The organism is Haloferax mediterranei ATCC 33500 (assembly GCF_000306765.2).
In the GTDB taxonomy this organism is placed as follows: Archaea; Halobacteriota; Halobacteria; order Halobacteriales; family Haloferacaceae; genus Haloferax; species Haloferax mediterranei.
Map to the genome: position 1 here is coordinate 2,891,941 of NC_017941.2, position 23,305 is coordinate 2,915,245.

At 57.2% G+C, this 23,305-nt stretch carries 26 protein-coding genes; 14 read left to right on the plus strand and 12 right to left on the minus strand.

The window, feature by feature from the left end; translation table 11 throughout:
• Positions 1–377 precede the first annotated feature (377 nt).
• A complete protein-coding gene (locus HFX_RS14625; protein WP_049917458.1) occupies positions 378–569 on the plus strand; it encodes a hypothetical protein in 192 nt (63 codons plus the stop codon).
• Positions 570–610: 41 nt separating this feature from the next.
• Here HFX_RS14625 and hisA read toward each other — a convergent pair whose 3' ends face one another.
• Positions 611–1,327, minus strand: coding sequence for a 1-(5-phosphoribosyl)-5-[(5-phosphoribosylamino)methylideneamino]imidazole-4-carboxamide isomerase (gene hisA, locus HFX_RS14630; protein ID WP_004058944.1), 717 nt, complete (start codon positions 1,325–1,327; stop codon positions 611–613).
• A 147-nt stretch (positions 1,328–1,474) separates the two neighbouring features.
• On the opposite strand from hisA, the gene glmM reads away from it, so the two are divergent.
• A complete protein-coding gene (gene glmM / locus HFX_RS14635; protein ID WP_004058942.1) occupies positions 1,475–2,839 on the plus strand; it encodes a phosphoglucosamine mutase in 1,365 nt (454 codons plus the stop codon).
• A 39-nt stretch (positions 2,840–2,878) separates the two neighbouring features.
• Positions 2,879–3,469: a GNAT family N-acetyltransferase gene (locus tag HFX_RS14640; RefSeq protein ID WP_004058940.1), complete on the plus strand. Its 591-nt coding sequence runs from the start codon at positions 2,879–2,881 to the stop codon at positions 3,467–3,469.
• On the opposite strand, the gene HFX_RS14645 is transcribed toward HFX_RS14640, so the two are convergent.
• From HFX_RS14645 to HFX_RS14655, 3 genes are read right to left on the minus strand one after another with little or no spacing between them, the layout of a single operon-like run.
• A complete protein-coding gene (locus tag HFX_RS14645) occupies positions 3,459–3,704 on the minus strand; it encodes a hypothetical protein (RefSeq protein WP_049917456.1) in 246 nt (81 codons plus the stop codon). The two genes, HFX_RS14640 and HFX_RS14645, sit on opposite strands and share 11 nt — an antisense overlap.
• Positions 3,705–3,728: 24 nt before the next feature.
• Positions 3,729–4,097 carry a phosphoribosyl-AMP cyclohydrolase gene (hisI, locus tag HFX_RS14650; protein WP_004058935.1) on the minus strand — a complete coding sequence of 123 codons (369 nt, stop codon included), beginning with the start codon at positions 4,095–4,097 and terminating at the stop codon, positions 3,729–3,731.
• Positions 4,098–4,153: 56 nt separating this feature from the next.
• Complete coding sequence (locus HFX_RS14655; protein WP_004058934.1) at positions 4,154–5,167, minus strand: A24 family peptidase; 1,014 nt, start codon at positions 5,165–5,167, stop codon at positions 4,154–4,156.
• Positions 5,168–5,332: 165 nt separating this feature from the next.
• On the opposite strand from HFX_RS14655, the gene HFX_RS14660 reads away from it, so the two are divergent.
• From HFX_RS14660 to HFX_RS14675, 4 genes are all read left to right on the plus strand, one after another.
• Positions 5,333–5,788, plus strand: coding sequence for a response regulator (locus tag HFX_RS14660; RefSeq protein ID WP_004058932.1), 456 nt, complete (start codon positions 5,333–5,335; stop codon positions 5,786–5,788).
• Positions 5,789–6,044: 256 nt separating this feature from the next.
• Positions 6,045–7,040, plus strand: coding sequence for a response regulator (locus tag HFX_RS14665; RefSeq protein ID WP_004058930.1), 996 nt, complete (start codon positions 6,045–6,047; stop codon positions 7,038–7,040).
• A gap of 285 nt (positions 7,041–7,325) precedes the next feature.
• Positions 7,326–7,904, plus strand: coding sequence for a hypothetical protein (locus tag HFX_RS14670; protein ID WP_004058928.1), 579 nt, complete (start codon positions 7,326–7,328; stop codon positions 7,902–7,904).
• Positions 7,905–8,189: 285 nt separating this feature from the next.
• Complete coding sequence (locus HFX_RS14675; RefSeq protein WP_231512858.1) at positions 8,190–8,957, plus strand: tyrosine-type recombinase/integrase; 768 nt, start codon at positions 8,190–8,192, stop codon at positions 8,955–8,957.
• A gap of 17 nt (positions 8,958–8,974) precedes the next feature.
• On the opposite strand, the gene HFX_RS14680 is transcribed toward HFX_RS14675, so the two are convergent.
• The gene (locus HFX_RS14680) at positions 8,975–9,193 is read right to left on the minus strand and encodes a hypothetical protein (protein WP_004058923.1); all 219 of its coding nucleotides are present in this window, start codon (positions 9,191–9,193) and stop codon (positions 8,975–8,977) included.
• A 245-nt stretch (positions 9,194–9,438) separates the two neighbouring features.
• On the opposite strand from HFX_RS14680, the gene HFX_RS20110 reads away from it, so the two are divergent.
• The 5 genes from HFX_RS20110 to HFX_RS14700 all read left to right on the plus strand — a co-directional run bounded on the left by HFX_RS20110 (position 9,439) and on the right by HFX_RS14700 (position 12,213).
• The gene (locus HFX_RS20110; RefSeq protein WP_004058921.1) at positions 9,439–9,597 is read left to right on the plus strand and encodes a hypothetical protein; all 159 of its coding nucleotides are present in this window, start codon (positions 9,439–9,441) and stop codon (positions 9,595–9,597) included.
• 500 nt (positions 9,598–10,097) lie between these two features.
• A complete protein-coding gene (locus tag HFX_RS14690; protein ID WP_004058918.1) occupies positions 10,098–10,316 on the plus strand; it encodes a hypothetical protein in 219 nt (72 codons plus the stop codon).
• Between the two features lie 187 nt (positions 10,317–10,503).
• Positions 10,504–11,091: a hypothetical protein gene (locus HFX_RS14695; protein WP_014732592.1), complete on the plus strand. Its 588-nt coding sequence runs from the start codon at positions 10,504–10,506 to the stop codon at positions 11,089–11,091.
• Positions 11,092–11,176: 85 nt separating this feature from the next.
• Positions 11,177–11,302, plus strand: a complete 126-nt coding sequence (locus HFX_RS20515; protein ID WP_269321942.1) for a hypothetical protein — start codon at positions 11,177–11,179, stop codon at positions 11,300–11,302.
• A 305-nt stretch (positions 11,303–11,607) separates the two neighbouring features.
• Positions 11,608–12,213: a tyrosine-type recombinase/integrase gene (locus HFX_RS14700; RefSeq protein ID WP_004058916.1), complete on the plus strand. Its 606-nt coding sequence runs from the start codon at positions 11,608–11,610 to the stop codon at positions 12,211–12,213.
• Between the two features lie 257 nt (positions 12,214–12,470).
• On the opposite strand, the gene HFX_RS14705 is transcribed toward HFX_RS14700, so the two are convergent.
• From HFX_RS14705 to HFX_RS14715, 3 genes are read right to left on the minus strand one after another with little or no spacing between them, the layout of a single operon-like run.
• On the minus strand, positions 12,471–13,472 hold the full coding sequence (locus tag HFX_RS14705; protein ID WP_004058915.1) for a hypothetical protein: 1,002 nt from the start codon (positions 13,470–13,472) through the stop codon (positions 12,471–12,473).
• Between the two features lie 4 nt (positions 13,473–13,476).
• Positions 13,477–14,190 (minus strand): hypothetical protein, encoded by a 714-nt coding sequence (locus HFX_RS14710; RefSeq protein ID WP_231512857.1) that lies wholly within the window; start codon positions 14,188–14,190, stop codon positions 13,477–13,479.
• Positions 14,180–16,246 carry an ATP-binding protein gene (locus HFX_RS14715; RefSeq protein ID WP_004058913.1) on the minus strand — a complete coding sequence of 689 codons (2,067 nt, stop codon included), beginning with the start codon at positions 16,244–16,246 and terminating at the stop codon, positions 14,180–14,182. Before HFX_RS14715 ends, HFX_RS14710 begins: the two co-directional genes overlap by 11 nt.
• A 484-nt stretch (positions 16,247–16,730) precedes the next feature.
• On the opposite strand from HFX_RS14715, the gene HFX_RS14720 reads away from it, so the two are divergent.
• Both HFX_RS14720 and HFX_RS14725 read left to right on the plus strand, forming a co-directional pair.
• Positions 16,731–18,527, plus strand: coding sequence for a DNA methyltransferase (locus tag HFX_RS14720; protein WP_004058912.1), 1,797 nt, complete (start codon positions 16,731–16,733; stop codon positions 18,525–18,527).
• A gap of 2 nt (positions 18,528–18,529) precedes the next feature.
• On the plus strand, positions 18,530–18,823 hold the full coding sequence (locus HFX_RS14725; protein ID WP_004058910.1) for a hypothetical protein: 294 nt from the start codon (positions 18,530–18,532) through the stop codon (positions 18,821–18,823).
• A 4-nt stretch (positions 18,824–18,827) separates the two neighbouring features.
• Here HFX_RS14725 and HFX_RS14730 read toward each other — a convergent pair whose 3' ends face one another.
• The 4 genes from HFX_RS14730 to HFX_RS14745 form a co-directional block, all read right to left on the minus strand.
• Positions 18,828–19,853 (minus strand): hypothetical protein, encoded by a 1,026-nt coding sequence (locus HFX_RS14730; RefSeq protein ID WP_004058908.1) that lies wholly within the window; start codon positions 19,851–19,853, stop codon positions 18,828–18,830.
• The gene (locus HFX_RS14735) at positions 19,853–22,087 is read right to left on the minus strand and encodes a hypothetical protein (RefSeq protein WP_004058906.1); all 2,235 of its coding nucleotides are present in this window, start codon (positions 22,085–22,087) and stop codon (positions 19,853–19,855) included. Before HFX_RS14735 ends, HFX_RS14730 begins: the two co-directional genes overlap by 1 nt.
• Before the next feature lie 193 nt (positions 22,088–22,280).
• Complete coding sequence (locus HFX_RS14740; RefSeq protein ID WP_014732595.1) at positions 22,281–22,655, minus strand: DUF7344 domain-containing protein; 375 nt, start codon at positions 22,653–22,655, stop codon at positions 22,281–22,283.
• Between the two features lie 45 nt (positions 22,656–22,700).
• A complete protein-coding gene (locus tag HFX_RS14745; protein WP_014732596.1) occupies positions 22,701–22,937 on the minus strand; it encodes a hypothetical protein in 237 nt (78 codons plus the stop codon).
• Positions 22,938–23,305 lie beyond the last annotated feature (368 nt).

The window sequence follows — 23,305 nt, forward strand, 5'->3', positions numbered from 1 at the left end:
GCGAACGCCGCAATTGTCCGGTTGAGGTGGGTCAGACAACTGGGGACGGTCGCGAGGGCTGGCAAAATGAGCATCGAACCCACCGTTAGTTGGAGTGTCAGTCTACAAACGACCGTCAGACGCCTGTCTGCCGGAAATTCATATCACCGGGTGAGTACGGTGATGCATGCAGCGAAAGGGAGCGCTGGTGGTGGGTTACACCATCTGCGTCGGGGGACTACTGCTTACCGCTCGGTCGGGAGTTGCTATCGCACTTGGAATCGTACTCGTGACGATGGCAGTTAGTGCAGCAATTATTGACGGAGGGGTACGCGACAGACGGTAGGGCAACCGGACACGATGCGACAACATAGACGCCGAACGGAGAGCAGCCCCGGATGACGCGGTGTGGACCGATAGCTAGTCCAAAACGCGACGTGGTGACGCTCAGTATGCTCGCCCTCAGCGGGCCGTTTCTCAGCACCTCGCGTCCGGAAACGACCATAATCGGAGTACTATTCGTCGCCGTCGGCGTCTACGGAACAGTCGACAGTCTCGCCGCATTCGTCGGCTATTATATTCGGTTCTAACGGCCCAAAACAACCCAAATCGAACTGCGGCAGCGGTGCGTCTACGCGTCCAGCGCCGCTTCGAGGGTGAAGCGACCCTCGTAGAGTGCGGTCCCGACGACAGTCGCTGCTGCGCCCGCATCGCGAAGTGCGCGGATATCGGCCAGGGAGGCGACGCCACCGGACGCGACGACGGGGATATCGACCGCATCGACGACGCGGGACGTGGTGTCGAGGTGGACGCCTTCGAGTTGGCCCTCTACGTCCACGTCAGTGAACAAGATTGCAGCGGCCCCGAGTTCTTCGTAGCGAGCGGCGGCCTCCGCGGGGTCGAGACCGGTCCCTTCGGTCCAGCCGGAGACGACAACCTCACCGTCTTTCGCGTCGAGGCTGACCATCACGCCGTCGGGGTAGTCCTCGGCGAGTTCTGCGACGATGTCGGGGTTCTCGACCGCGGCCGTCCCGAGAATGACGCGGTCGACGCCCCGGTCGAGGAGGTCACGGGCGTCCTCAACGGTTCGAATGCCGCCGCCGAGTTGGAGCGGAACGTCGACCGCGTCGAGGACGGCATCGACCGCCGGAGCGTTCTTTCGGTCGCCTTCGAACGCGCCATCGAGGTCGACGAGGTGGAGTGTTTTCGCACCGGCGTCGACCCAGCGGCGGGCGGCTTCGACCGGTTCGCCGTAGGACTTCTCGGTGCCGCGTTCGCCCTGAACGAGTTGGACGACTTCGCCGTCTTGCATGTCGACCGCGGGGACGACTTCGAACTCTGGGAACATACGCCACTGTGAGCAACCGACGTGCGTAAACGCACCGAATCCGGTGACTGAAGCCCGGTACCGTTCCGTCTGCGACGAAGATATCCAGAACAATTGCGAGCCAATAGTTCGGAACGGCTTTGTCTCGCCGGAATACAGACACACTCAATGAAACTCTTCGGTTCCAGCGGGACGCGGGGCGTGGTTGGTGAGAGCCTCACCCCGGAGTTCGTCCTTCGCGTCGCGAAGGCCGCTGGCACGGTCTGGAACGTCGACCGCGTTGCCATCGCACGTGACACACGAACTACAGGGGAAATGTTCGTCAACGCAGCCATGTCCGGCCTCGCCAGCGTCGGCGTCGACGTAGACGACCTCGGTGTCGTTCCGACGCCCGCCGCCGTCAAGTACTGCGAGGACGAGGCCGTTCCGGGCGTCGTCATCACGGCGTCGCACAACCCACCCGAGTTCAACGGCGTCAAACTCGTCGGCGACGACGGCGTCGAACTCGCCGTCGAGGAGTTAGAACGCATCGAAGACCACATCCTCGCCGAGGAATTCGACGTGGTCGCGTGGGACGAAGTTGGGGACACCCGCACCATCGAGACGGTCAACGACGATTATCGCGAAGAACTCCTCGCGAGCATCGACCGCGAGGCAATCGCGGAGGCGAATCTCACCGTTGCACTCGACCCCGGCCACGGAGCCGGGTCGCTCGTCTCACCCGACTTACTCCGCGAACTCGGCTGTGAGGTCCGCACCGTCAACGCCCAACCCGACGGCCACTTCCCCGGCCGCGAGTCCGAACCGGTGCCCGAGAACCTCCGCGACCTCGAACGACTCGTCCGCGCGACTGACGCCGACGTGGGAATCGCCCACGACGGCGACGCGGACCGGGCCATCTTCGTGAACGAACACGGCGAAAGCATCTCCGGTGAGGCATCACTCGCCGCCCTCGCGGCCGCCGCCCTCGAACCGGGCGACGTGACCGTCTCTGCCGTGAACGTCTCCCAGCGACTCGTCGACGTGTGCGAGGAAGTCGGTGCCGACCTCGAACTCACGCCTATCGGCGCGACGAATCTCATCACTCGCATCCGCGAACTCTGGCGCGAGGGCAAAACCGTCCCCGTCGCCGGTGAGGGTAACGGAGGCATCTTCTTCCCGAACTACCGTCTCGTCCGCGACGGCGCGTACATCGCGGCGAAGTTCCTCGAACTCGTCGCCGAGCGCCCCGCGAGCGAGGTCGTCGCACCGTATCAGGACTACTACAACGTCCGCATCAACCTCGAATACGCCGAAGAGTCGGAACTGACGGCCATGCTGAACGCCGCCGACGAGTACGCCCAGTCCGCCGATGCGACGCCGAACACGACCGACGGTTACCGCCTCGACTACGGCGACGCGTGGGTGCTCGTACGACCCTCGGGAACCGAACCGAAAGTTCGCGTCTACGCCGAAGGCCGAACCGAAGAACGAGCGACCGAACTCGCCGAAGACGCCGCAGACGCACTCCGCGCCGCAGTCGACGACCTATAGTCGGGTAATCATTTTTGGCTGGGACCGAAAGTCGGTCGTATGAGTCACGACACGGGTAGCGAGACCGACGTCGACATCGATATCACCATCAGACAGCCACAGGCAGTTGCGGAAATGCGAGGTGTGTGGCAGGTTAATTCGCGATGTTGGGTTCGGGCGTACGAACACATTCTGCCGGAAGACGCGCTCCCAAATCCTGACACGCCGCCCGACGAGACGGAACTTCGCGAGCAACTCGACTACGCGAACGCGCTCAACGCGACCGAATCAGGACGGTACGTTGTTGCAGTCCGAGACTCTGGGAGTGATAACGGGGGAGTCGTCGGATTCGCCGCGACTCGCTGGGGTGACGAAACCAAGTCCTTCGTCGGCCACGACGACGCCGGGTTGTGGGTCATCTACGTCGACCCATCGCGGTGGGGCGACGGTATCGGGTCGGCGCTTCTGGACGCAGTCACAGCTACCATCCCCGAACAATACGACCGCCTCGTTCTCGAATCGTTCGCAGAAAACGATGCTGGACGGGCGTTCTATCGTTCGCGAGGATTCGAAGTGGTCGACCGAACCGAGACGGAAGTCGGAGACGAAGTGTATCCCACGGTGATTATGGCGCGGTCGCTCACAGACTAATCGCCGCGAAAACGAGCGCCAGTCCCCCAAAGACGAGAAGCATGAATCCGCGTTCGAGGGCGGTGGCGTCTATTTCGTCATCCGGAGGGTCCTCGCGGGTCGGGTCGAGGACGAATTCAGGGTCGTCAGAACGGGCGACCCGCCGGGCGGCCGCGGCGCTTTTGAACAGTCGGGCACTCAGGACGAAACACCCGAACCCGACGGCGGTTGCCACCACAGAGACCGCGTTTACCATCGTCCCACTCCCACGCTCATCTGTTCACTCGTCGTCGTACACGGCGTCAGGGTCGAAAACGCGCTCGCCGACGTTCTCTCCCTCGACCGTCCGGTAGAAACACGACCGGTGCCCCGTGTGACACGCGCCGACGTTCTGGTCGACGAGATAAAGTAGCGTGTCGGCGTCGCAATCGACGCGAACCTCTCGAATCTCCTGTGTGTGGCCGCTCGATGCGCCTTTCTCCCAGAGTTCGTCGCGACTCCGCGAGTAGTAGTGCGCTCGGCCCGTCTCGATAGTCCGTTCGAGGGCCTCCGAAGAGACGTAAGCCAGCATAAGCACCTCCCCGGAATCGGCGTCCTGCGCCACGGCGGGGACGAGTCCATCCTCACCGAAGTCGACATCGACGGTCATAATTCGGGCCACGAGGTCACAGAGGTTATCTCTTGTGCGTCGTCAGGCGTCAACAATCAGACGATTCCGAGTGCCCTGAGGACGCCGAAGAGGATATCGCCGTAGATGAGCGCGACGACGAGACCGACGAACATCGGGACGATGAACGGAATACCGGGCGAAATCCAGACGGCCTCGCGGGCCGTCACGAGTTCGAGACCGCCGCGGAGTTTCTCCGGCGTCGTGCCGTAGGCTGACCCCTCGATTTCGTCGAGGAACTCGGCCGCACCCCACGGGTCGTCGAAGTCGGTGTCGGCGTCTTCGACAGTGTCGGCAGACGTACCGAGGTCGGCTTCAGTCCCACCATCAGTAGTCGCTCGGTGAACCGCACCGTCTGTCGGGTCGAACGTCTCGCCGATACTCTCCGGGTTACGAAGCGCCTCCGGATTCGCTCGCACGTCCGAAAGCGACAGGCCGCGCCAGCGGAGGTACATCCGAAGCGCGTCGAGGTCGAGTCCGTTTCGGGTGATGCCGTCGGGTGACTCGAAGAGGCGACCGTGGGCCGTCGAGAGCGACGAAACGGGGACGCGACGACCAACAAACGAAAGTGGGAACTCGAACTCCCCCGCTGCGAGATTTCGCACGGCGAGCAAAAGTGGGTACGCGAGACCGACGATGACGGTGTTCGTAAGGACAGTCATCGAGAAGACGCCGAGTCGCGTCGGGTCCGCGAGGGGAAAGACCAGTTCACCGACGGTGTAACTCGGGAACGTCGGGAGTAAGATGGCGAAGACCATGAGTGCCTTCGCGTCGGCACCCCCGAAGCCACCGAGTCGCCAGAACAGGTACGAAAGCGGGACGACGAAGAAGACGCTCACACCGACCCGGATGAGGTACAGGCGGTCGAACACCGTCTCGACTGGAAGATGGCCGAAGAGTTCCCACGCGAGCAAGGCGAGTCCCAGCGCCGCCAGTGGATACCAGACGACGTTAGGGACGCGCCGCGTGCGAATGTCGCGCCACGCAGTCCACGCGAGGACGGGTACAACGACCAGTCGCAAGAGGTCGGGAAGCGTGCCGATTCCGAACATACCAGCAGACGGAGTGGAAAGGAGTTAGATGTTCGGGACGGGTATCGATTCTGAGACTGGCCACGACGAGGAGAGTATGTGAGAGCGACTCCGGTGTTGGTAGCGGTACAACGTTTTACTTCATGGTCCCGAATATGCAGCCAGCAGTCCAGATGGTGAAACAGTATGACTTCCGAAAAGAACGAACCTATCGAGATACTCCTGGTGGAGGATAATCCCGGAGACGTTCGATTGACCAAAAAGGGATTACAGCAGGGAAAAGTAACCAACCACCTCTACGTCGTTCGCGACGGCGTCGAGGCCATGTCGTTTCTCCGCCAAGAGGGCGAGTACGCCGATGCCCCTCGCCCGGACCTCATACTCCTCGACCTCAACATGCCCAAGATGGATGGTAAAGAGGTACTTCAAGAAATTAAGACCGACCCCGACCTCAAGCGAATCCCGGTCGTGGTGCTCACGAGTTCGGACGCCGAAGAAGATATCGCCAAATCCTACGATTTACACGCCAACGCATATCTCACTAAACCTGTTGACTTCGACGGATTCCTCGAAATCGTCCGCAGTATCGAGGAGTTCTGGTTTACGGTCGTGAAATACCCACCGTCGAACACTCGAAAATAACGGCCCATCCATACGACTCGTGGGCGCTTACGTCCAACACTGTCCTCTCTGCTTCATGCGCTCGTGGTTTGAGGTTCGAGAAAGCTTCACGCTCTCCGTGAGAACGGTTTTACCATCCTGATTTCTGCCGGATGGCAAACCTAAATCCAGTAATATTCCCATAATAATCAACTTTACTAGGAATATCGACATGGTATTAAGGATAACGGACCAACACTCGATAGAGGTACCCGGTAGGTAACGCTACCAGCTCAGTATGATTCGAGAAAACTCGCTGAAGGCACTGTTAATAGAAGATAACCCGGGTGACGCGCGTCTCATTAGATACTATCTCGAAGAAAACTCACTTCTGGAGGACACAGAGGAGTTGGAACTGACGCACGTCGAAAACCTGACCAAGGGTCTCGAACACCTCGACGAAAATGCGTACGATTTCGTGCTCCTGGACCTCGGTCTCCCCGAAAGTACGGGGCTTGAGACGCTCGACCGGGTTCTCTCGCATTCGCCAGAACTTCCCGTAATCGTACTGACGGGACTCGACGACCGCGAAGTGGCAGGCGAGGCAATCATGTGGGGTGCACAAGACTATCTCCCGAAAGACGACCTCAACAGCACCCAACTGATGCGGTCGCTCCAATACGCAATCGAGCGGAAAAAGCGTGAGGAGCAACTTGCGGCGTTAAACCGAATTAATGCACTAATTCGAGATATCAACAAGGCACTCCTCACGGCGACGACCCGCGCCGAAATCGAACAAGCCGCTTGCGAGCGGTTCATCGCGACCGAACCGTATACGTTCGCCATGGTCGGCGAGTTCTCTTCCGACTTCGAGCAGTTCTTGGGAAGATATTGGGAGAGCGTCGACAAGCGCGGCCTTGAGTCCGTAATGGTGTCCGAAAACCGAGTGCTCGGGCATCAACCAGCCGCGAAAGCCGTCCAGACGCAGGAAGTACAGGTCGTCGAAAACATCCCTGAAGAGGTCTCGGCCGAGACGGAAGAAGACGAGACGGCTGAACACGAATTCGAGTCAGTCGCCGCCATCCCTATCGTGTTCGAATCCGTCCACGGCGTGCTCGTCGTCTACGCTGACCGTCCGTATGCGTTCGACGAGCAAGAACGCGAAGTGCTTGGGGAACTCGGCCGGACCATCGGATACGCCATCACCACGCTCGAAGCACAGGGAGAGCAAGTAGAACCGGACGCCGATTCGTCACACGACCCGATAGAAAACGAGTATGAGGATCAGGGGTAACCGTAAGAGTCCCTCCGGGAGGCGGCGAGCAAGGGGATAGACAGCGCTCACGTTGGCCCCTTGTTCGCACAGGCGATGGTTCTGAAGGGGAACCGGATTTCTAACGAATAGCTACGTAATACCTCAAAAAGTGCGAATACTAGGGTTCGGTTCTCGGCACGAGGCCGAAACCGGGCATCGCGTCAAACGCGCGTGTAACGGCGTTGTTAGATGACGCGGTTCTCCCTGCTAAGAGGGGCACAATGTTCGCACACATTTATGGTTCTGTAACCGGTGCTCGAAGTCATGCCGAACCGAACGGAGACCATCAAAGTCAGGGTTACGCCCGAGAAGAAGGCAAAGTTCGAGTCCTACATAGAGGAAACAGGTGAGTTCCCGAGCGTCAGTCAGTTGCTTCGAGCCTCAGCAAACAGCCACATAGACGAACAGGACAACGCAACCCCCACCGAGATCAACACAGACCAAGTCACCAACGCCGTCGAAATTGCACTCAGTGACGTTACTGAGCGTCTGGAGAGGATTGAGCATGAGATTGTGCGTGTAGACAGTGCCGTGCAGCCCCAGGAGGAAGCGGTTGATGACCTCGCTGATGACATCGCGGTCCAGTTACCGGTGATGGACTCCGGAGACGAGTTCCGAGAGCATCAGGATGTGTTGCGAGATGCGACGCATGGCGATCTTGACGGCCTCGATCTCACCAAAGAGATGTCTACTGTCGGATTCTGGTCTGATTTCGTCGATGCTGACAAGAACAAGACGCGTCGAGCAATTTCTCGCGCTGTCCAATGGTACCCTGACGTGCAGTGGACGTACGATGAAGACCTGGGTGAACGCCGGTACTATCGAACGTCGGAGGTGCAGTAGATGCCGCCGCGTCGCTTCAAATCGGTTGATGAGTGTCGACCCGAGATCATCGACTATGTGGAAGAGCTGGAGGTTGGAACCGACGATAACGACTCTGAGCAACGTTCGTCGGCTAGCACACAACGGTACAAGCAGGACGTGCGCTGGTACGATCACTGGCTCGATGAACAGGGGATTGAGTCTGTGTTAGAGGTGACACCTACGGATACGAATCAACTCGGGCGTGACCTGTCGAACCAGTACAACGGGACCACGCCGCGGTACAGGTGGGACCGAATCTACGCGATGTACGACTACTTCGTCTCCTTGGATTTGGTGGACTCGAACCCGCTGGACCGTTGGAATGACAGGAAGACGGAGAAATGGGGGATGACGAAGACGACAGAGCAGAGCAAGCGTCTCGAGGACGGTGAGCGTTACGCGGTTGACCAAGCCGACGTTCGGGAGATGGAACAGCACGTCGGTAGGAACCGCGTCAGGGACCAGCTACTGATTCGCTTGTTGTGGCATACGGGGATGCGGCGAGGGGAGGCGAGCGAGGTGTCGCTAGAAATGCTGAATAGAGATGCAAGGGAGATTGAACTACCGGGGTCAATTACGAAAAACAGTCGTGAACGAGTGGTAGCATGGCAACCGAACCTCGACGGGTTGATGCAGAAATGGCTGGACGGTGGATATCGAGACGACTACCTCGGTGGTGAAGACCACAACCACCTGTTTGTCGGTGAGCGCGGTGCGCCGTTGAGCCCAGAGGCGATCAACGATATCGTGATTCGGGCAGCGGATAACGCTGGAATCAACCGGCGATTATACGCTGACGCGAATGCGCCTGAACCGGAGGATGGTGGTGCAAAAGAAGCGAATCGGTGGCTCATCTCAAGCCACAACATTCGCCATGGGCTCGGGTCGTACCTCGTGCACGAGACGGATGCTGGGCTGTATGAGGTCTCTCGCTACCTCGGCCACCGATCAGTGGACGTGACAGAATCTATATATGTTGAGTACAATCCGAGAGCAGGAACGGACGCTGCACACGACTTTGGCCCCGAGTGAACTCCCGTCTTTTACTGTTAGTCGTTACCGGCGCTGCGCTCCTCAATCCACTGGCCGAACCGTAGCTTGGCGTCAGCCACCCGTTTTGGCCCGATGATGATCCCAGGAGTATCGTCGTCTCGGCGAGATTCGAGCCAGCGACCGAAGCGGACCTTTGCGTCGGCCAGCCACCGCGGTCCGGTGTAGACGTACACGGGCTGTGTGATTCGTTCGCGCTCTTCGTCTTCGTCGGTCATTGAGTGAGTAGTCGTGGCCTGTGGTCTTAGGTTTCCGGCCAGTGCCTGGTGCTTGTGCTATCGCACTCTGCCGAGTGATCGTGCTCTGTGCTCGTGCGGAGTGACTGTGCCGGGTGTCGGTGCTGAGTGATTGTGCCGGCGCACTGTGCCGGATGAAAGTGCGTTGTGCGGGAGTTCTCGGCGAGTACTCGCCGCTACTGCCCTCGGAGCGAGGAACTAACCACCCTGACCGCCACGTCCCCACAATGACCGACGTAGACACCGACCGACTGGGATGGATTGACGCATGGGCCGCCTACGTTGCAACGACACCGGATGAGGAGTGGAGACCGACCCACGCGGCGGTCGTTCACTCCGAACGTGAGGAGCGCCGAGAGACAGGGCACGTTGAGCATCGGCTGTGATCGGCGAGTTTTTGTTCCTACTGCCCGATATCGGGCTTTGTAAGTAGGTGGGTAGTCGGATATTCGCGTAGCTGCGTAGCCGTCTAGACGCTTACTCGCCTATCTGGCCATCCAGCAATGCGGATACACGGGTAGCCCTTAACCTCGATAAAATACTACCCCTCTGCATATGGAAGAAATCCAATCGGAGGAGAAGAACCAGATACTCGAAGGCGGTGCTACCCGAGCAGACATACCCGCCTCAGTCTTACTGATGACAGTCACGACAGTCCCGATTGCTCTCGCTGGTGTACCGATGCACTACCCCTGGCATGGGTTCGACACAGAGGATGCCTCTCCAATCCAGGGTGATCGTCGATGAGTGATCCGACGAAAATCACTGTGCGTTGTAACGGGACGGTCGCTGACGGGTCTCGATGCGACCGCACACTGACTGTGCACGTGTATCGCAAGTTCAGGGATCACTACTGCCACTTCCACAGCGAGGACGGTGAGAGTCGATGGGCGACGCGCCAGAAGAAGTGACTCTCGGGAAACTCCTCTCAGCGGCAATGGGTCTCATCGGCTCTCAAGTAGGCGTAGCCCTGATACTGGGCGATTCTCCCGAAACCGGCGTTGCCTTTGGAACAATCGCGTTCGTCGTCTTGTTGACGTCGGCGAGTTGGTCCGACTCCCTGGTGCTCGGACGACGACTCCTCGAGGTGATTAGGAATGAATGACGTGGTGGACGTCGCGTGGGTTGCGATTGGAGACACGTAGAGCGACTGGGAGGATATGATTTTCACGGAGAAGCTGGAGGCGATGGAGAAGGCTTACACAGCGATGATCTACGTTGAAAGCTTGAAGTATCTTAGAGTGTCTTGAGAATCTTTTATAACTCTGCGGTCTAGAGGGAGGTATGGAGCAATGACAAATCGCATGGAGTTCAGGGACGGAGAGATTGTTTTCGTGGAGGAAACGTTCGGAGGCCTCGACACGGCGGAACTTATAGTCGGTCGCGACCGACTTGGAGAATACGAACTTTATCTCGACATTGAAGGTACCGTCACTCTTGACGAGTTTGTAACTGCTATTGGGGCAACCGAACTGGAGTTGGACCTATCCTCATTTAGCACGAGTACGGTTGAGATCCGTGGAGCGAACACCGGAGCTGAGGACGACGATGTCGCAGAACTCACACGCAGTCTTGAGGAGACCAAGCGAAGAGGCATGCCTGCAATTCCCGATGACACCGGACTTGAGACTCCGACCGATAACACTCACTACAAACGTTTAGTGGATAATCCAGACTCGCAGCCGGCGAAGTACCGCCGTTTAATTCGCAATGAAGGAAAGATTGATCGTCCGAAGTTCGACCGGTGGGCCCATCGACAGGGCTATGAACCGGAAACGGGTGGTAGCCACAATGCGAGCCTTCTGATGTTAGAGCGAATTGGTGAGATTGAACGCCGCGGCAGAGGAGACGATCAGGAAATAGCCTGGGTCGGCGAGTAAGCCCGGATGAGGCGAACGAATCGAATAAGAGACTGTGTGCCGTGGGTGCTTGTTTCTTTACCATAGAGCGCCATACTAGCCGCTAATGACCTACTTCGGCATCTCGACAGAACGGTATGGTGGGTGGAGTCGAGAAGAGAAGATGGAAGCGATGGAGAACGCGGAACTCCCGCCGGACCGTGAGCTTCGAGAGGACGTCGACGAAGAGTGATTGGTGTCGCATAAGCTCATTTCGAGGACAGGGAACCTGGTTTGTCGGTGCGAAAGTAGGGGTGTTTGGTGTTGCAGGAGCGTGGATTCGACTCTGAGTGTCGATTTCCCCTCTATTCGAGGTATCGACGACACCGTCGACCGGATTGGGGCGGCATTTCTCAGCCGCCAGATTGCGTGTTTGTGTACAAACGTGCAACGAGTCGGGTGATGATTTTCTGAGACTGTCGAATTCGGACGGATGAGCTAAGAGTTCTATCTGGTGACAAGTCTTAACCTGCACGAAAAACTAGACTAACATGCAAAATGAGAACTGAGCGCAACAAAGACGGGTCCTGGAACGTCTGGATGACCCGCGGCGAATACCACCACATCCCCCGCAACGCCAACAACTGGATGGAAGAGATCGCTCTCCGACTGATGGGTGACTGTGGACTCCGCGTCGAAGAAACCCTCCACGTCACCCCCGGCGACATCTCCCGCAAGACAGACGGGCGCTCTTACCAACTGGAAGTGACGAAAGGAAAGGACACCACCGGCGAATACGATGGTGGGAAACAGCGCGAGACATGGATGACACCCGAACTCGAACGTCTCATCTACCGCTACGCTGACGACCAAGACATCGAGGACGACGAACCCTTGATCCCTCGCAAGAAGCGCACTGTACAGACCTGGGTCGAGAAGGCCGCGGAACGTGCATCCGACGAGACCGGTGACACAGACTACGAACGCGTGTCGAGCCACGACCTCCGGCGCTGCTGGGCTCAACATCTCCTCGTAGAGGAAGGCGTCTCTCCGCGCATCGTCATGGCTCTCGGCGGATGGTCCTCGTACGACGCCATCGAACCCTACCTGACAGCCCCCACAGAGGACAACATTATCGACTCGATGAACCAGGTCACATTGTGACGATTCTACCAAGGGTGACACGCTTTCAATAGATCGAGTGACTACCATTCCGACATTGAACGGTGAAGCACTACCAGAGATCAGTCAACCTTTGTCCCAAATCGAACCCGATAACCACCGCTATCGCGAGAAGAATCACGGCTAGTTAATGAATTAGAGTCACTTCCCCGGTCATGCCGAAAACTCCAAGAGGTATCATCCCAGCGGTAATCAGAAGCATCGAGAGTTGATGGAGGCCAACCTCGATACCCAGCCGGTCACATATTGACTGAGACGGATTCATACTCATCTGGGTGTCGCTTGGTGTTGTACCATCCACGACGTTTTCCGCGCTCCAGAATCCCGAGCTCGACCATTCGACTGATGGCACCGCCAGCTGTGGACCGAACACTGTTGTCAGACGGATTGTTCCCGACTGCGGGAGAACCCTCCAGGAAATCTCGGAACTGATCCAAATGGTTCGAGTAGGACCCCTCGCCCTCATTCAGCACATTGTATACGTACTTCACGAATCGATACTCCTCATCCAGTTCAGTCCGGATGGTGGTGACAATGAACGACTGCTCCTCTTCGTTCAATGTGGGTGCCTCCGGGCCGTTCGCCAACAACGGATTTCCAATCTGGACGAAACGAGCCCCAGTCAACGTCAACTCGATCTCCCAGTCCATGTTGTCCTCCTGGAAGGAAACATAGCCGAGGTCATGGCTGAAGCCAGAAGGTTGGCCTTTCTGGGTCTTCACCTTGCCAACATAGTGGTCGAGATATCGCTTCATCGACTGGTCCTTGTCTTTGGGGAACCCGGTTGACTTCCGATTCTGTTTCTTGATATCGTTGCGTTCTTCCCAGTCGACGATTGCCTCGCGGATTGGCCAGACCCCTTCGGCGACGTAATTCCTCGCTTCATTCAGCGAGACTGCCCCACCAGTTTCGGTAGTCAGTTCGGCGAGCTTGTAGAGTGCACACTTCAACGGGAAGAACCGATAGTATTGCGAGAACAGCAATATCTCATCTCGATGCTCGCCGAACGGTGGTCCTGTGGGTATCTCCTCGGGTGCCTTGTAGCGCCAGTGTCGCCCTCCAGACGCCGTTGAATTGCTCGATACTTTGGACTCCTGTGACTCCCCCTGTGAGCGCTCAACGGCCAACTGATTCTGCGCAGCAACACGGAGAAATTGGTCTACGGAATCGTATCTACCGTCTTGAACCAGTTTCTGAATATTTTCATATGTGGCTGGTTCGAGTTCTGCGAACAGCCTCATGCCATCATTGCGCCTCCTGGAGGGCCGCTGCTATCTTCTGGTCCGACGGGAAGTCGTTCCGACCGAGCAACCGGTAGATGTTCTTGATGTTCTTCGCATCCGGATTCCGAACCCGCCCGACTGCCTTCTCGACGAGCTGTTCCAGTGTTGGGTCATCGGTCTCCTTCTGGATATCGTCCCAGGCTCTGATTTCGTCACGAGTTATCGACGTGTTGGCGTCACGGATGTTCTCGTCGTAGATGCGACGCGCCTCCTCTGGACCCACTTTCTGAGCCAGTTCGGCGATCGTCATCGGGGCGTCCTTCTTGTCCCACTTCTTGTCCGGGAAGACTTCGTAGAACCGCTGGTAGAGATAACTGGCACGGTTCTCTTTGCTGTCGACGAACGGCAGCAGCGGGGTCAGGATGTCCATCTCTCGATGCTCATCCTCCCGGACCTCCTCCTTGTAGATCTTCCCCATCCGCCAGGTGCTGAGGTATTTGTCGTCCTCCTCGTTGTAGGCGTCCCAGAGCTTCAGAATGATGTCCTGGTACTCCGAGAGGAGTTCTTGTAGCTCCTTGTGTTCGGTCTCCGTGAGCGTCCGTTCGCCTCCCTTGTTCAACGCCGCGAGCCGACCTACTCGTGTTTCCTTGATCTCGATTGAATATTCTCCATTGGTGATCTTCGAGTGGAGGTTGCCCATGCCGACCGATAGTGGCCTGCGGCTATTAAGACTCATATTCCACCCCGAGCTGCTCCGTGATGGCAGCCTCCATCCGTGCCAGAATCTCGGCACGGCGAGTGAGCCCCTCTTCGAGTAATTCAGCGGCGTTCTCACCGTCAACCATCATGTCTCCGAGGAGGTCGTGAATCTCGTCGATGTTGCGGTGGAGGATGACCTCCTCGACGCCCCACTCCGTCCCGAGACGCTTCTGAATTTGGTCACGACGGTTATCGTCGTCGGTGATGCGGGTCGCCGCGAGCCACTCCTGACGGTTCACGTTGATGGTGAGATCGATCCCGCCGTCACCTCGCTCGCTGGCGACGGCCTTCCAGCTCTCGTCGTCGCCGGGGAAGAACGACGTCTCGCGAACGATGGAGATACGAGTCGGTTCATCACCACCACCGTCGTCGCCCTTCTCCTTCTCGCGCGAACGCGGGAGCACGTCGCCGACGTAGAAGGTGACCCGAGAGTGGTCGAGTTCATCGGGCTCCTCCTCATCCATCTCCATGACCTCGGGTTGTCCCCGGATTCTCGCGCTGAACGAGTAAATGCCCTCCTCGGTCGGTCGAAACGCCTGGATGTCGAACGTGTCGTGTTCGTTCTTTGGAACGTCGACGAGTCGAGACGGAATCGACTTGTTCATGCCAAGGTCGTTCGATGCGACCTTGATATCGTAGATCTCGAACCGCTCATGTTCCGAATCCGCCGGGTTCTCGACCTGTGTACGGAGCGTGACGGTCTCCCCGACGTCGAATTTCCGCTTCCCGACCTGACATTTCAGTAGGGACGGAGTCGGTGGACTGGTAGGCGTATCTTCACTTGGCCCATCATCGTCATCACCACCAGCGTTGGTCAGCGTCCCGTCCTGGACCTGGTACTCGTCGAAGTCGTCGTACTCGGTCAGCAGTTCGTTGATGGACGACGTGATGTCCGTCGCGAGCTGCTGGCGTTCCTCGGTCGTGCGGCCCTTCTTGAAGTGCTCCTTGTGGAGTTCCATCAGGACCTCCTTAATACCGCTGTCAGTCTCGTTCCCACGGAACGACGTGTGCGAGTTGTTCTCCAGTTCGGGGCACAGTTCGCTCGCGTCACACCACCCGATCATCTGCGGTGGGCGGCGGAGGGACGGGATGCCAGTGGGTTTGTACGTCTTAACCGCCATGAACGGGTGGTCGAGGTACTTGTTGCCCTTGAGCATCGCTACGCCCTCCCAGGGCGGGTCCTCATCCATCACGTCCGTCCGGATGACGTAGAGGTCATGGATCTGGTAGGAGTTCCCCTCCGCGGAGAACTCGGGCAGCTTCTCCTTGTAGATGAGCTGACCCTCTTCAAGGTACTTTTCCAGGTCCGGCGGCTCGGCCTGGTGGGTCTCGCCGTCGATGGTGTACTCAACGGTCACGTCGTCTCGGAGCAGGAGGAAGGTGAAGCTCCCCAGCAGGACCTGCTTGATTTGCTCCCAGGTGCTCAGGTGCTCCATGTCGTGGTCGAGGACATCAGCGACGTGGATGTACGTCCCTTGGACTCCTTCTGGAAGCTTCGAATTCTCCGGCGTCTTCGGCTCACTGTACTTGCCGATGTTTGTGACCGTCGAGGCGTGGTGCTCTTCGCCCTGGCGGGTCTCCACGTAGGTCTTCCCCTCGCCGCACATGGAGACCACGTAGAATCCTCGCCCGTACGCACCCGCACCGCCTCCGGCCTCCTTGTCCTCGTCGGGAGTGTCGATACCGAGGAGGTTGTCCTCCAGAGTCTCACGGGTCATCCCACCCGCGTTGTCCTCGTAGGTGAGGGTGTTCCGCTCGGTATCGATTCGAATCTCGATGAACAGTTCGGCATTCTCCGGGAGCACACCGTAGTGCTTGTTTCGACCAAACGCATCACCGCCATTCTGGAGGGCTTCTCGGATCGACCCCTTCCACGGCTCGTCATAGTCCTCACGGATACGCTGAAGAGTGTTCTTGCGCTCGATCGGAACGTCGCGCGTGATCTCCTCATCCTCCGCGAAGTCGGGGGTGTCGATAGAATTCTCCTCGTCTGTCTGAGTCTCGTCGTCAGGCTTGTCTTCGTCTGTGCTCATATCTCCACCTCATGTGTTGTGAGACACGACTGCTTGTACCCCACGCACAAGGAGAGACAATAGATGTGGGTAAATGTTTTGGTAAACCCCACTGATGGCCCCTACGTGGCTCGAAGGTGCCGAAGACGAAGGATTAGGCCGCCAATCCAGTCCTTCTGCGACTTGATTTGTGTGTTCAAGCACAAGATAGCGGTGGGTGTTGAGGAGTTCGGCCCTTCCGGTCGTAAGCATATAGCAATTTGAGCGTCCGTCTACGTAGAACCGATCACCTGCATTGATGGCAACTGATGTGCCGAGTCGTACGAATAGCTAGAGAACTTTTGTAATACGCTGCAATGGTGACTCTTTGCCAGAGAGTTCCTTCAGACACCACTATGAATTGCTGTTTTTTGGACATTTGGCCACAAATCATCTGGTCGGTGCTGCTGTCTTTCTATCCTGGTGAGAAATTTTATAATACCCGGTTAACAATGAACCAGATAAGATGGATAGCGAAGAGCTGACTCAGGGCCTATCACAACCTTCTCGTGACCCTGAGCAAGAGGATGATGCAGACCAAAACGATATGTCTCTCCTAAACTTTCGTCTCGAGGACACCCCAGGGACCAACGAACCAGTCGACATCCCTAACTACCCAATCAAAGCGATCACGCAAGTAGACGAACACGGAAACGAATATACAGACCACGCACCAGAGATCGACTTCAGGGCACTGGAGAGCACTCTTACAAAGACCGACATTCTCACGCACGCAATCCACAAGCACCCCGCAATCTTCATCCCGCAAATACCACGCCACATCATCCGGACCTACACGACAGAACTCAATGCTGAAGGGAAGCGCCCGGTCGTGATGGACCCGTTCAACGGAAGTGGTACTACAGGCGTCGAATCCAAAATCGCCGGTAGAGACTACCTCGGGGTCGAAATCAACCCGCTCTCAAAATTGGTGAGTGAGGTCGCTACGACACCGATTCCATACAACGTACTGAAGAACGTCAGATCGGACATTATCGACCGGCTTGACGAATGTCCAACCGAGTACTACGAGGACTATGACGTTGAGTTTCTCGACCAAACAGGCAAACACCACTGGTTTGAGGACCAAGCCATCGATGGGCTGACAACCATCCGGAAAGTCATCACCGAGTACCTTAGATCGGACCATGACTGGCAGCGAGGGCTGGAAGTCCGAGAAAGAAAGGCCATATCCGATCTCGGGCTTACTGACGAGGATCTCAACGAGCGAGTTAGCAGATGGCTCGTGCTCATGATTGCAAACACGGTGTTCGAAGTGTCGAACGCTGATCCGGGGGTGTCAAAGGCTCACAAATCGAAGCGGATGCGGGAGAAAATTGATAACGGTGAACACCCACCAGATGCCATAACTGAGTACAAGAAGCACCTCAAGAAGTCCGAAGCGCGTCTCATTGACCTGTGGAACGAAGTATATCGAACCAACGCGCCCGGTGGGACGGATGACCGGACCACCGTCGTGGTGAACGACGCTGAGAACTCAACGCTACACAGGTTCTCCAACGAGTGGGTCGAGTTGGAAGAGAACAACGCCCACCAAGCAACAACCGACATCAAGCTAGCTGACGCGCGTTCGTTCTCGTTCCCCAAATACAAGAACGGGGTGGACCTTGCGATAACCTCACCACCGTATATCAACGCGATGAACTACTTCAGGGGAACCAAACTGAGGATTTTCTGGATACACGATTTGATAGAGGAGATCACGAATCTGGACGCGACAAAGCTTCGGAAGTCCATCATCGGGACGAACTCGGTTTCCATCTCGGACGTCGACCGTGAACTCCCTGTCCTCCTCCGAGACGAATGGAAAGGTACCGAGGCCGAGTACGATGCGACGTCACTCCCGATGCTGGACACTCACATCGAGGAGATCCATGGGGGAGACCTGACTGAAGCGACCAGTCGGGCGTACACCACGTGGAAGTTCTTCGCGGAAGATATGCTGAAGAGTCTCACACGGGTGTATGAGCACCTGAAACCGGGTGGGTTGTTCTTCTTCATCGTTGGAGAGAACACGATCAGCGGTCGGCGGATTCAGAACCACCGGTTCATCGCTGATATTGCTCAGAATCTCGGCAAGTTCAAAACTCAGGACGGGCACCTTCAGGAAGACGAGGGGTACAATCTCGTTGAGATGGGGTGGGACAAGATCACGAATCGGGACCTGTTCCAGGGACGCAGCCATGGATACGGTGTGATTGAGCACGAATGGGTCGTCATTCTGCAAAAACCGGGTGAGTAACAATGTCTTCAGAAAACACAGACACGCTGGGGTTCGAAATCACGCTCCTCACGTTCGTCGCGAACAAATACGAGCCTGATGCGACCGCGGTACTGGAGGAGATGAACGCGTGGTACGACACAGAGTTCGGATATCAGCGAATCTACGGTACGCTGGAGCGGTTCAACGAGCGTGGGTTGGTGAAGAAGATCTCGATTGATGGTCGGTCCAACTGTTACATGATTACGCAGAAGGGTGCCACTCGTGTGAAACGGCACCGAGAACTGGTGGAGCAACAAACAGAGGGCTTGGCGTAGCGAATTAGTTCGCGAATTCACTCGGTGGGGTGTCGGCGACGTAGACGCCGCGCTTCCCGCCCCGGTTGACCAGTCCGAGTTCAACCATTCTGCTCAGAGTTCCTGCTGTGTGTGACCGCAGACGGTTCTCAGATGGATCGTCGTCGAATCCCGGGACGCTTACGAGGTACTCACGGCATTCATCGAGATGTTTGGTGTAGGAATCGCCCTCGTACTCTTCGAGCAGTTCGTACACTTCTTCCATGAATCCGAATTCGGTAGGGAGCGTCTCGTAGATGTGTGTCACGATGAAACCGGCTTCCTCACTACTGATTGTGGTGTTGTTAGGACCGCTAGCCAAGATTGGGTTCGTGTACGTAACGAGTTGTCGTCCAGCTGGAGATAGTTGCACCAGACAACGATCCTCGTCGAGCGGTTGGAAAGCGATAAGGGCAAGATCATCACCCATCCCGTTGGGCTTGAGATCCGATTTCCGGATTTTCCCAACGTATTGATCGAGGAAGCGCTTCATACTGTACTCCGGGTTCTTCACATCCGTTTTTGGCAGACCGGTCGACTTCCGGTTCTGCTTCTTAACGTCGTTTTCTTCCTCCCACTGCACGAGCTCATCACGGAGCGACGCAACGCGCTCCTCGATGTGACCCCGAAACGTAGAGAGTTCCACCGCACCGCCGTGGTCCGCAGTCACCTTCGCCAATTCGAGCAGTACGAATTTGAGCGGGAAGAACCGATAGTACTGCGAGAACAACAACGTATCCTCACGATCCGTCTCATACGGGTCTGCGATCGGGATGTTCTCGGGAACTGAATACCCCCAGACTGACTCCGACGACGTTGTTTCTGACTGCTCTGCCTGTGCAGCCTTCGTGCCACCATCGGAGAGTTCCATCGACTCTTCGTCTTTCTCGATGCGAAGTTGGTTGTCTACCGCGACCTGAATGAACTGATCGATGTCTCTGTACGAACCGTTCCCGACCAGTTCTCGAATCTCATCGTACGTGTCCGGGTCGAGTTTGCTGACGATGCGCATTAGAGGTCACCTGGGTCAACCTCTTTGGCGAGTGCCTGCATCAGCACGCGGGCCACGCGGTTCATCTCCCGGATTTGGTACTCCTCACTGGCGGTATCCTCCGTGTCCGTCTCGTCTTGCTTCCGAAGCACTTCGAGATAGGCCATGTACATCACGTACTGCTTCCGGTACCGAGTGAGAACTCGGTCACCGCCTTCGACTTTCTCGAGGATCGGCTTGACGTTCTGGTTGAACAAGGACACGTACACCTCCCCAGGACCGCTGTCGGAGGGTCTGTACTCGGCGACATTCGATTCGTCCCACCCGAGCGTGTCGATCGTCTCGTCGTCGTCCTCTGAAACCGGGATGGTCTGTGGCCCTTCGGGACTTTGCCGCCCGCCTCGTTGGCGTTTCGGGGGCTCGACGATTTCGACGTCCCGGGCGGTGGTTAGGCGTCCGTTGTCCCATTCTGCAACGACAGTTACCTCCCCGGTCCGCTCAAGTTCGGCGTCCTCGTCCACCTCGACCTGGAAGGTTTTCCGCCCGTCTTTCAGCTGCGTGACGCTACTGAAGGTGAGGACGTCGTCCATGTCACCGAACCCGATGAGGATCTCCCCACGCCCATCGGACTCGAACTCGTCGACTGCGTCGACCTCAACCTTGACGCGCATGCGACGCCCTTGCTTTGCCTTCAGAGGGTCAGCGCTGTTCGTAATCTTGACGTAGGTCGGTGTGTCTTTGAGGTTGTTGACCGGCTTGGGCTTCGGCTTCGGGCCCGGTCCGGGGCCAGGTGACGGTCCAGGATTGCCGCCATTCGTGCCAGTTCCTTGGTTTCCATCGTCGTCCTGGGTGAACGTTTGAAGGAGCTTCGCGAGCTCCTGGCTGATCTCTTCGGACTCGTCGTCGGTCTGTTCGTTGAGGATTCGTCGTCTGTACTCTTCGTTGATTCGCTCGAGTTCCTCATCGTTGTCGAGCGTTTTGAGGATCTTCTCCTTTATCTCCCTGTACTCGTCGCGGTTGGAAGACGTATTTCGGGTGCTGCTGAAGATCCGGCTTCCTTTCCGAGAGAGGTTCTCGCAGTCGATTTCGATGATGATTCGGTCTTTGAGGTAGCTGAACCCTGTTTTTTCGAAGAACCGTTTGTCCTCGCGGTTGTGTACCTGTCCCGACAGGGTGAACACGATGGGTTCGGTGCTCTTGCCGAACTCATCGATTTTCCGGCGAAGGTCCGTTCGGCTCATGCCCTTTTTGTATATGATCCAGCAATTGATTTTGACTGACCCGAGTTCGCCGAGGTCGACTTCCTTGAATTTCCGGGTTTCATCAACTAGACTGGAGGTGTTGAGACGTGACCGACTACCTCTTACTGGCCGGTCTTCGATGTCGTCCCAGTCGTACCGTTCGAGACGGTGGTCTTCAACGAGGAACGGGAAGATCGACCCGAACAGGGCTTTCGTACCGAGCTGGTAGATACTCTTCCACGGGCCGAGTTGGCGTTCGAACCCGGTGGCTTGGTATTCGATGAGTCGAACGAGTGACCCGGTCCAGTCCGACACGGCGTCCCCGTCGATTCGGGGGATGCTGCCGTCTGGCATCGTGACGTACTTGAATACGCCTTCTTTGTACTCTTCTTCCTCGTCGAGTCGCTCGTCGAAGTAGACGATGGTCCAGCCGATATCACCTCCGTCAGCGGACCGTGAGAGAATAATCGAGTACTTTGCGAAGTCGAACGTGTTCGACCCTCCCTGGCCGTACTTCCCGATTAGGTAGTGCGTCGTGATTTTGTTGTCTTCGTGTAGGCCCGCGAACGTGGTCGGGAAGTCGTCTGGCTGTTGTCCGATACCTTGGTCTCGAATTTCGATGGTGGGGAGGCTCTCGTCTTCTACCCCGCTTTCTTTCATGCGCACGACGATGTTTTCGGCGAGTTCGCGGACCTCCTGGTTGCTGAGTTCCTCGAGACCGCCCTCAGGAATGCCGAAGAGTTCTTGGACTGCTTCGCGTGGTGTGTCCGGTTCGATGCCTGTTTCTTCGACTTTGCGTTCGATTACGGCGTCGACGGCGTTGGTGATGCGCTCGGTGAGGGCTTCCCCTGGGTCGCTACCCATGCGGACTGTGCCTGCATTGTTGCCGTTTTGTCCGAGGTACTCCCACCCAAGGTCGTGTTCCTCGAGGAACTCTGAGACCTCTGTTGCGTTGCGGAGGGATCTGAGTCGTTCGAATGTGTCCTGCCCAAACTTCTGGGTGGTCGCGGCCATACCCCAAATTGGATTGGGGTGTTATATAAAACTGTTGCACACACACTCTACTTTGTGTGTGGCACAAAGCCAAATCGAAGTTTGTGTCCATTCTGCAACGACCGTGTGGCGCCGAAATCGTTTGTGCGAGAATGTTTGTGAACTGTATCGCTATGAGACACTCGACTCACGGCCCACGACTATACGGCAAGGATTAGCCCAGTTCACCCGTGAACGCGTCGTGCGCGTCGTAGAGACGATGCAACGACGGGAGCACTAGCACAGCCTTCGACCTACCGTCGTACTCAACGAGTTGGCTTTCAGCGAGTTTAGGGCAGTGGGACTGGAGCGCGGACGCGTACGCCGCGTTCCTGTCCTCACCGAGTTCGACGAGGTGCGCGACGATGGCCCTGACTTCGATGGGGTCGCCTGTGTCGTTCGTGACGAGGTACTCGATGATTCTGCGGCGACGTTCGTTCGCGAGTACTGCGTAGGCGTCGTCGGTACTGATCGGGGTGCTAGCAGTTTCTTCTCGCTCCTGTTCGAGGTGGTCTCGAAGGCGGTTGAGGAGTTCCATCGCTTTTCTCATTCGGGACTCCTCAAACGCTAGATAAAAACCCGCGGACCAGCTCCGTCACTCTGATTCGAAGGGTGTCTCGCCACCAAGACGCTGCCAGCCCTCGGCGGTCAGGTAGATGTGCTCGTCCATCATCGGGTCCTTGATCAGGTCCAGTTCAGCAAGATTGGAGCGAGCATCTCGGTACGTCTCGTAATCGATGTGACCGCCCCTCCATTCGGCTAGTACGCGCTTCAAAGTCGCAAAATCCACCGGGTGAAAGTGCGCGATGACATGGAGCATGTCCTCTTCCATCGATCGCGGGGCCATACCCGCAGTCATTTCGTTGTGACTAGATGTATAAGATGGACTTAGGACACTCAGATCACCGACTTATGGCGTCTTATACAAATACTAGCATCAACACCCAATCGGGAGGATCGAGGTGGCGATGTCGGTCAGCGTGTCCCACCGACTGGGGTCGTCGTCCGGGCAGGCCGGGCACGAGAACGAGTGGTTTCCAGTCCAATTGTTCGGCGGTTCGAGCGGCGAGTTGCAGCTGAGGCACGTCAGCGCCGTCACGACTCCTCACGCTCCCGATGACAGTGATCACACAGCCACTGCACCTCCCCGTCGCTGTCAAGTTCGTCGAGCGGGTCGAGAAGATCGGTCGATCCACAGTC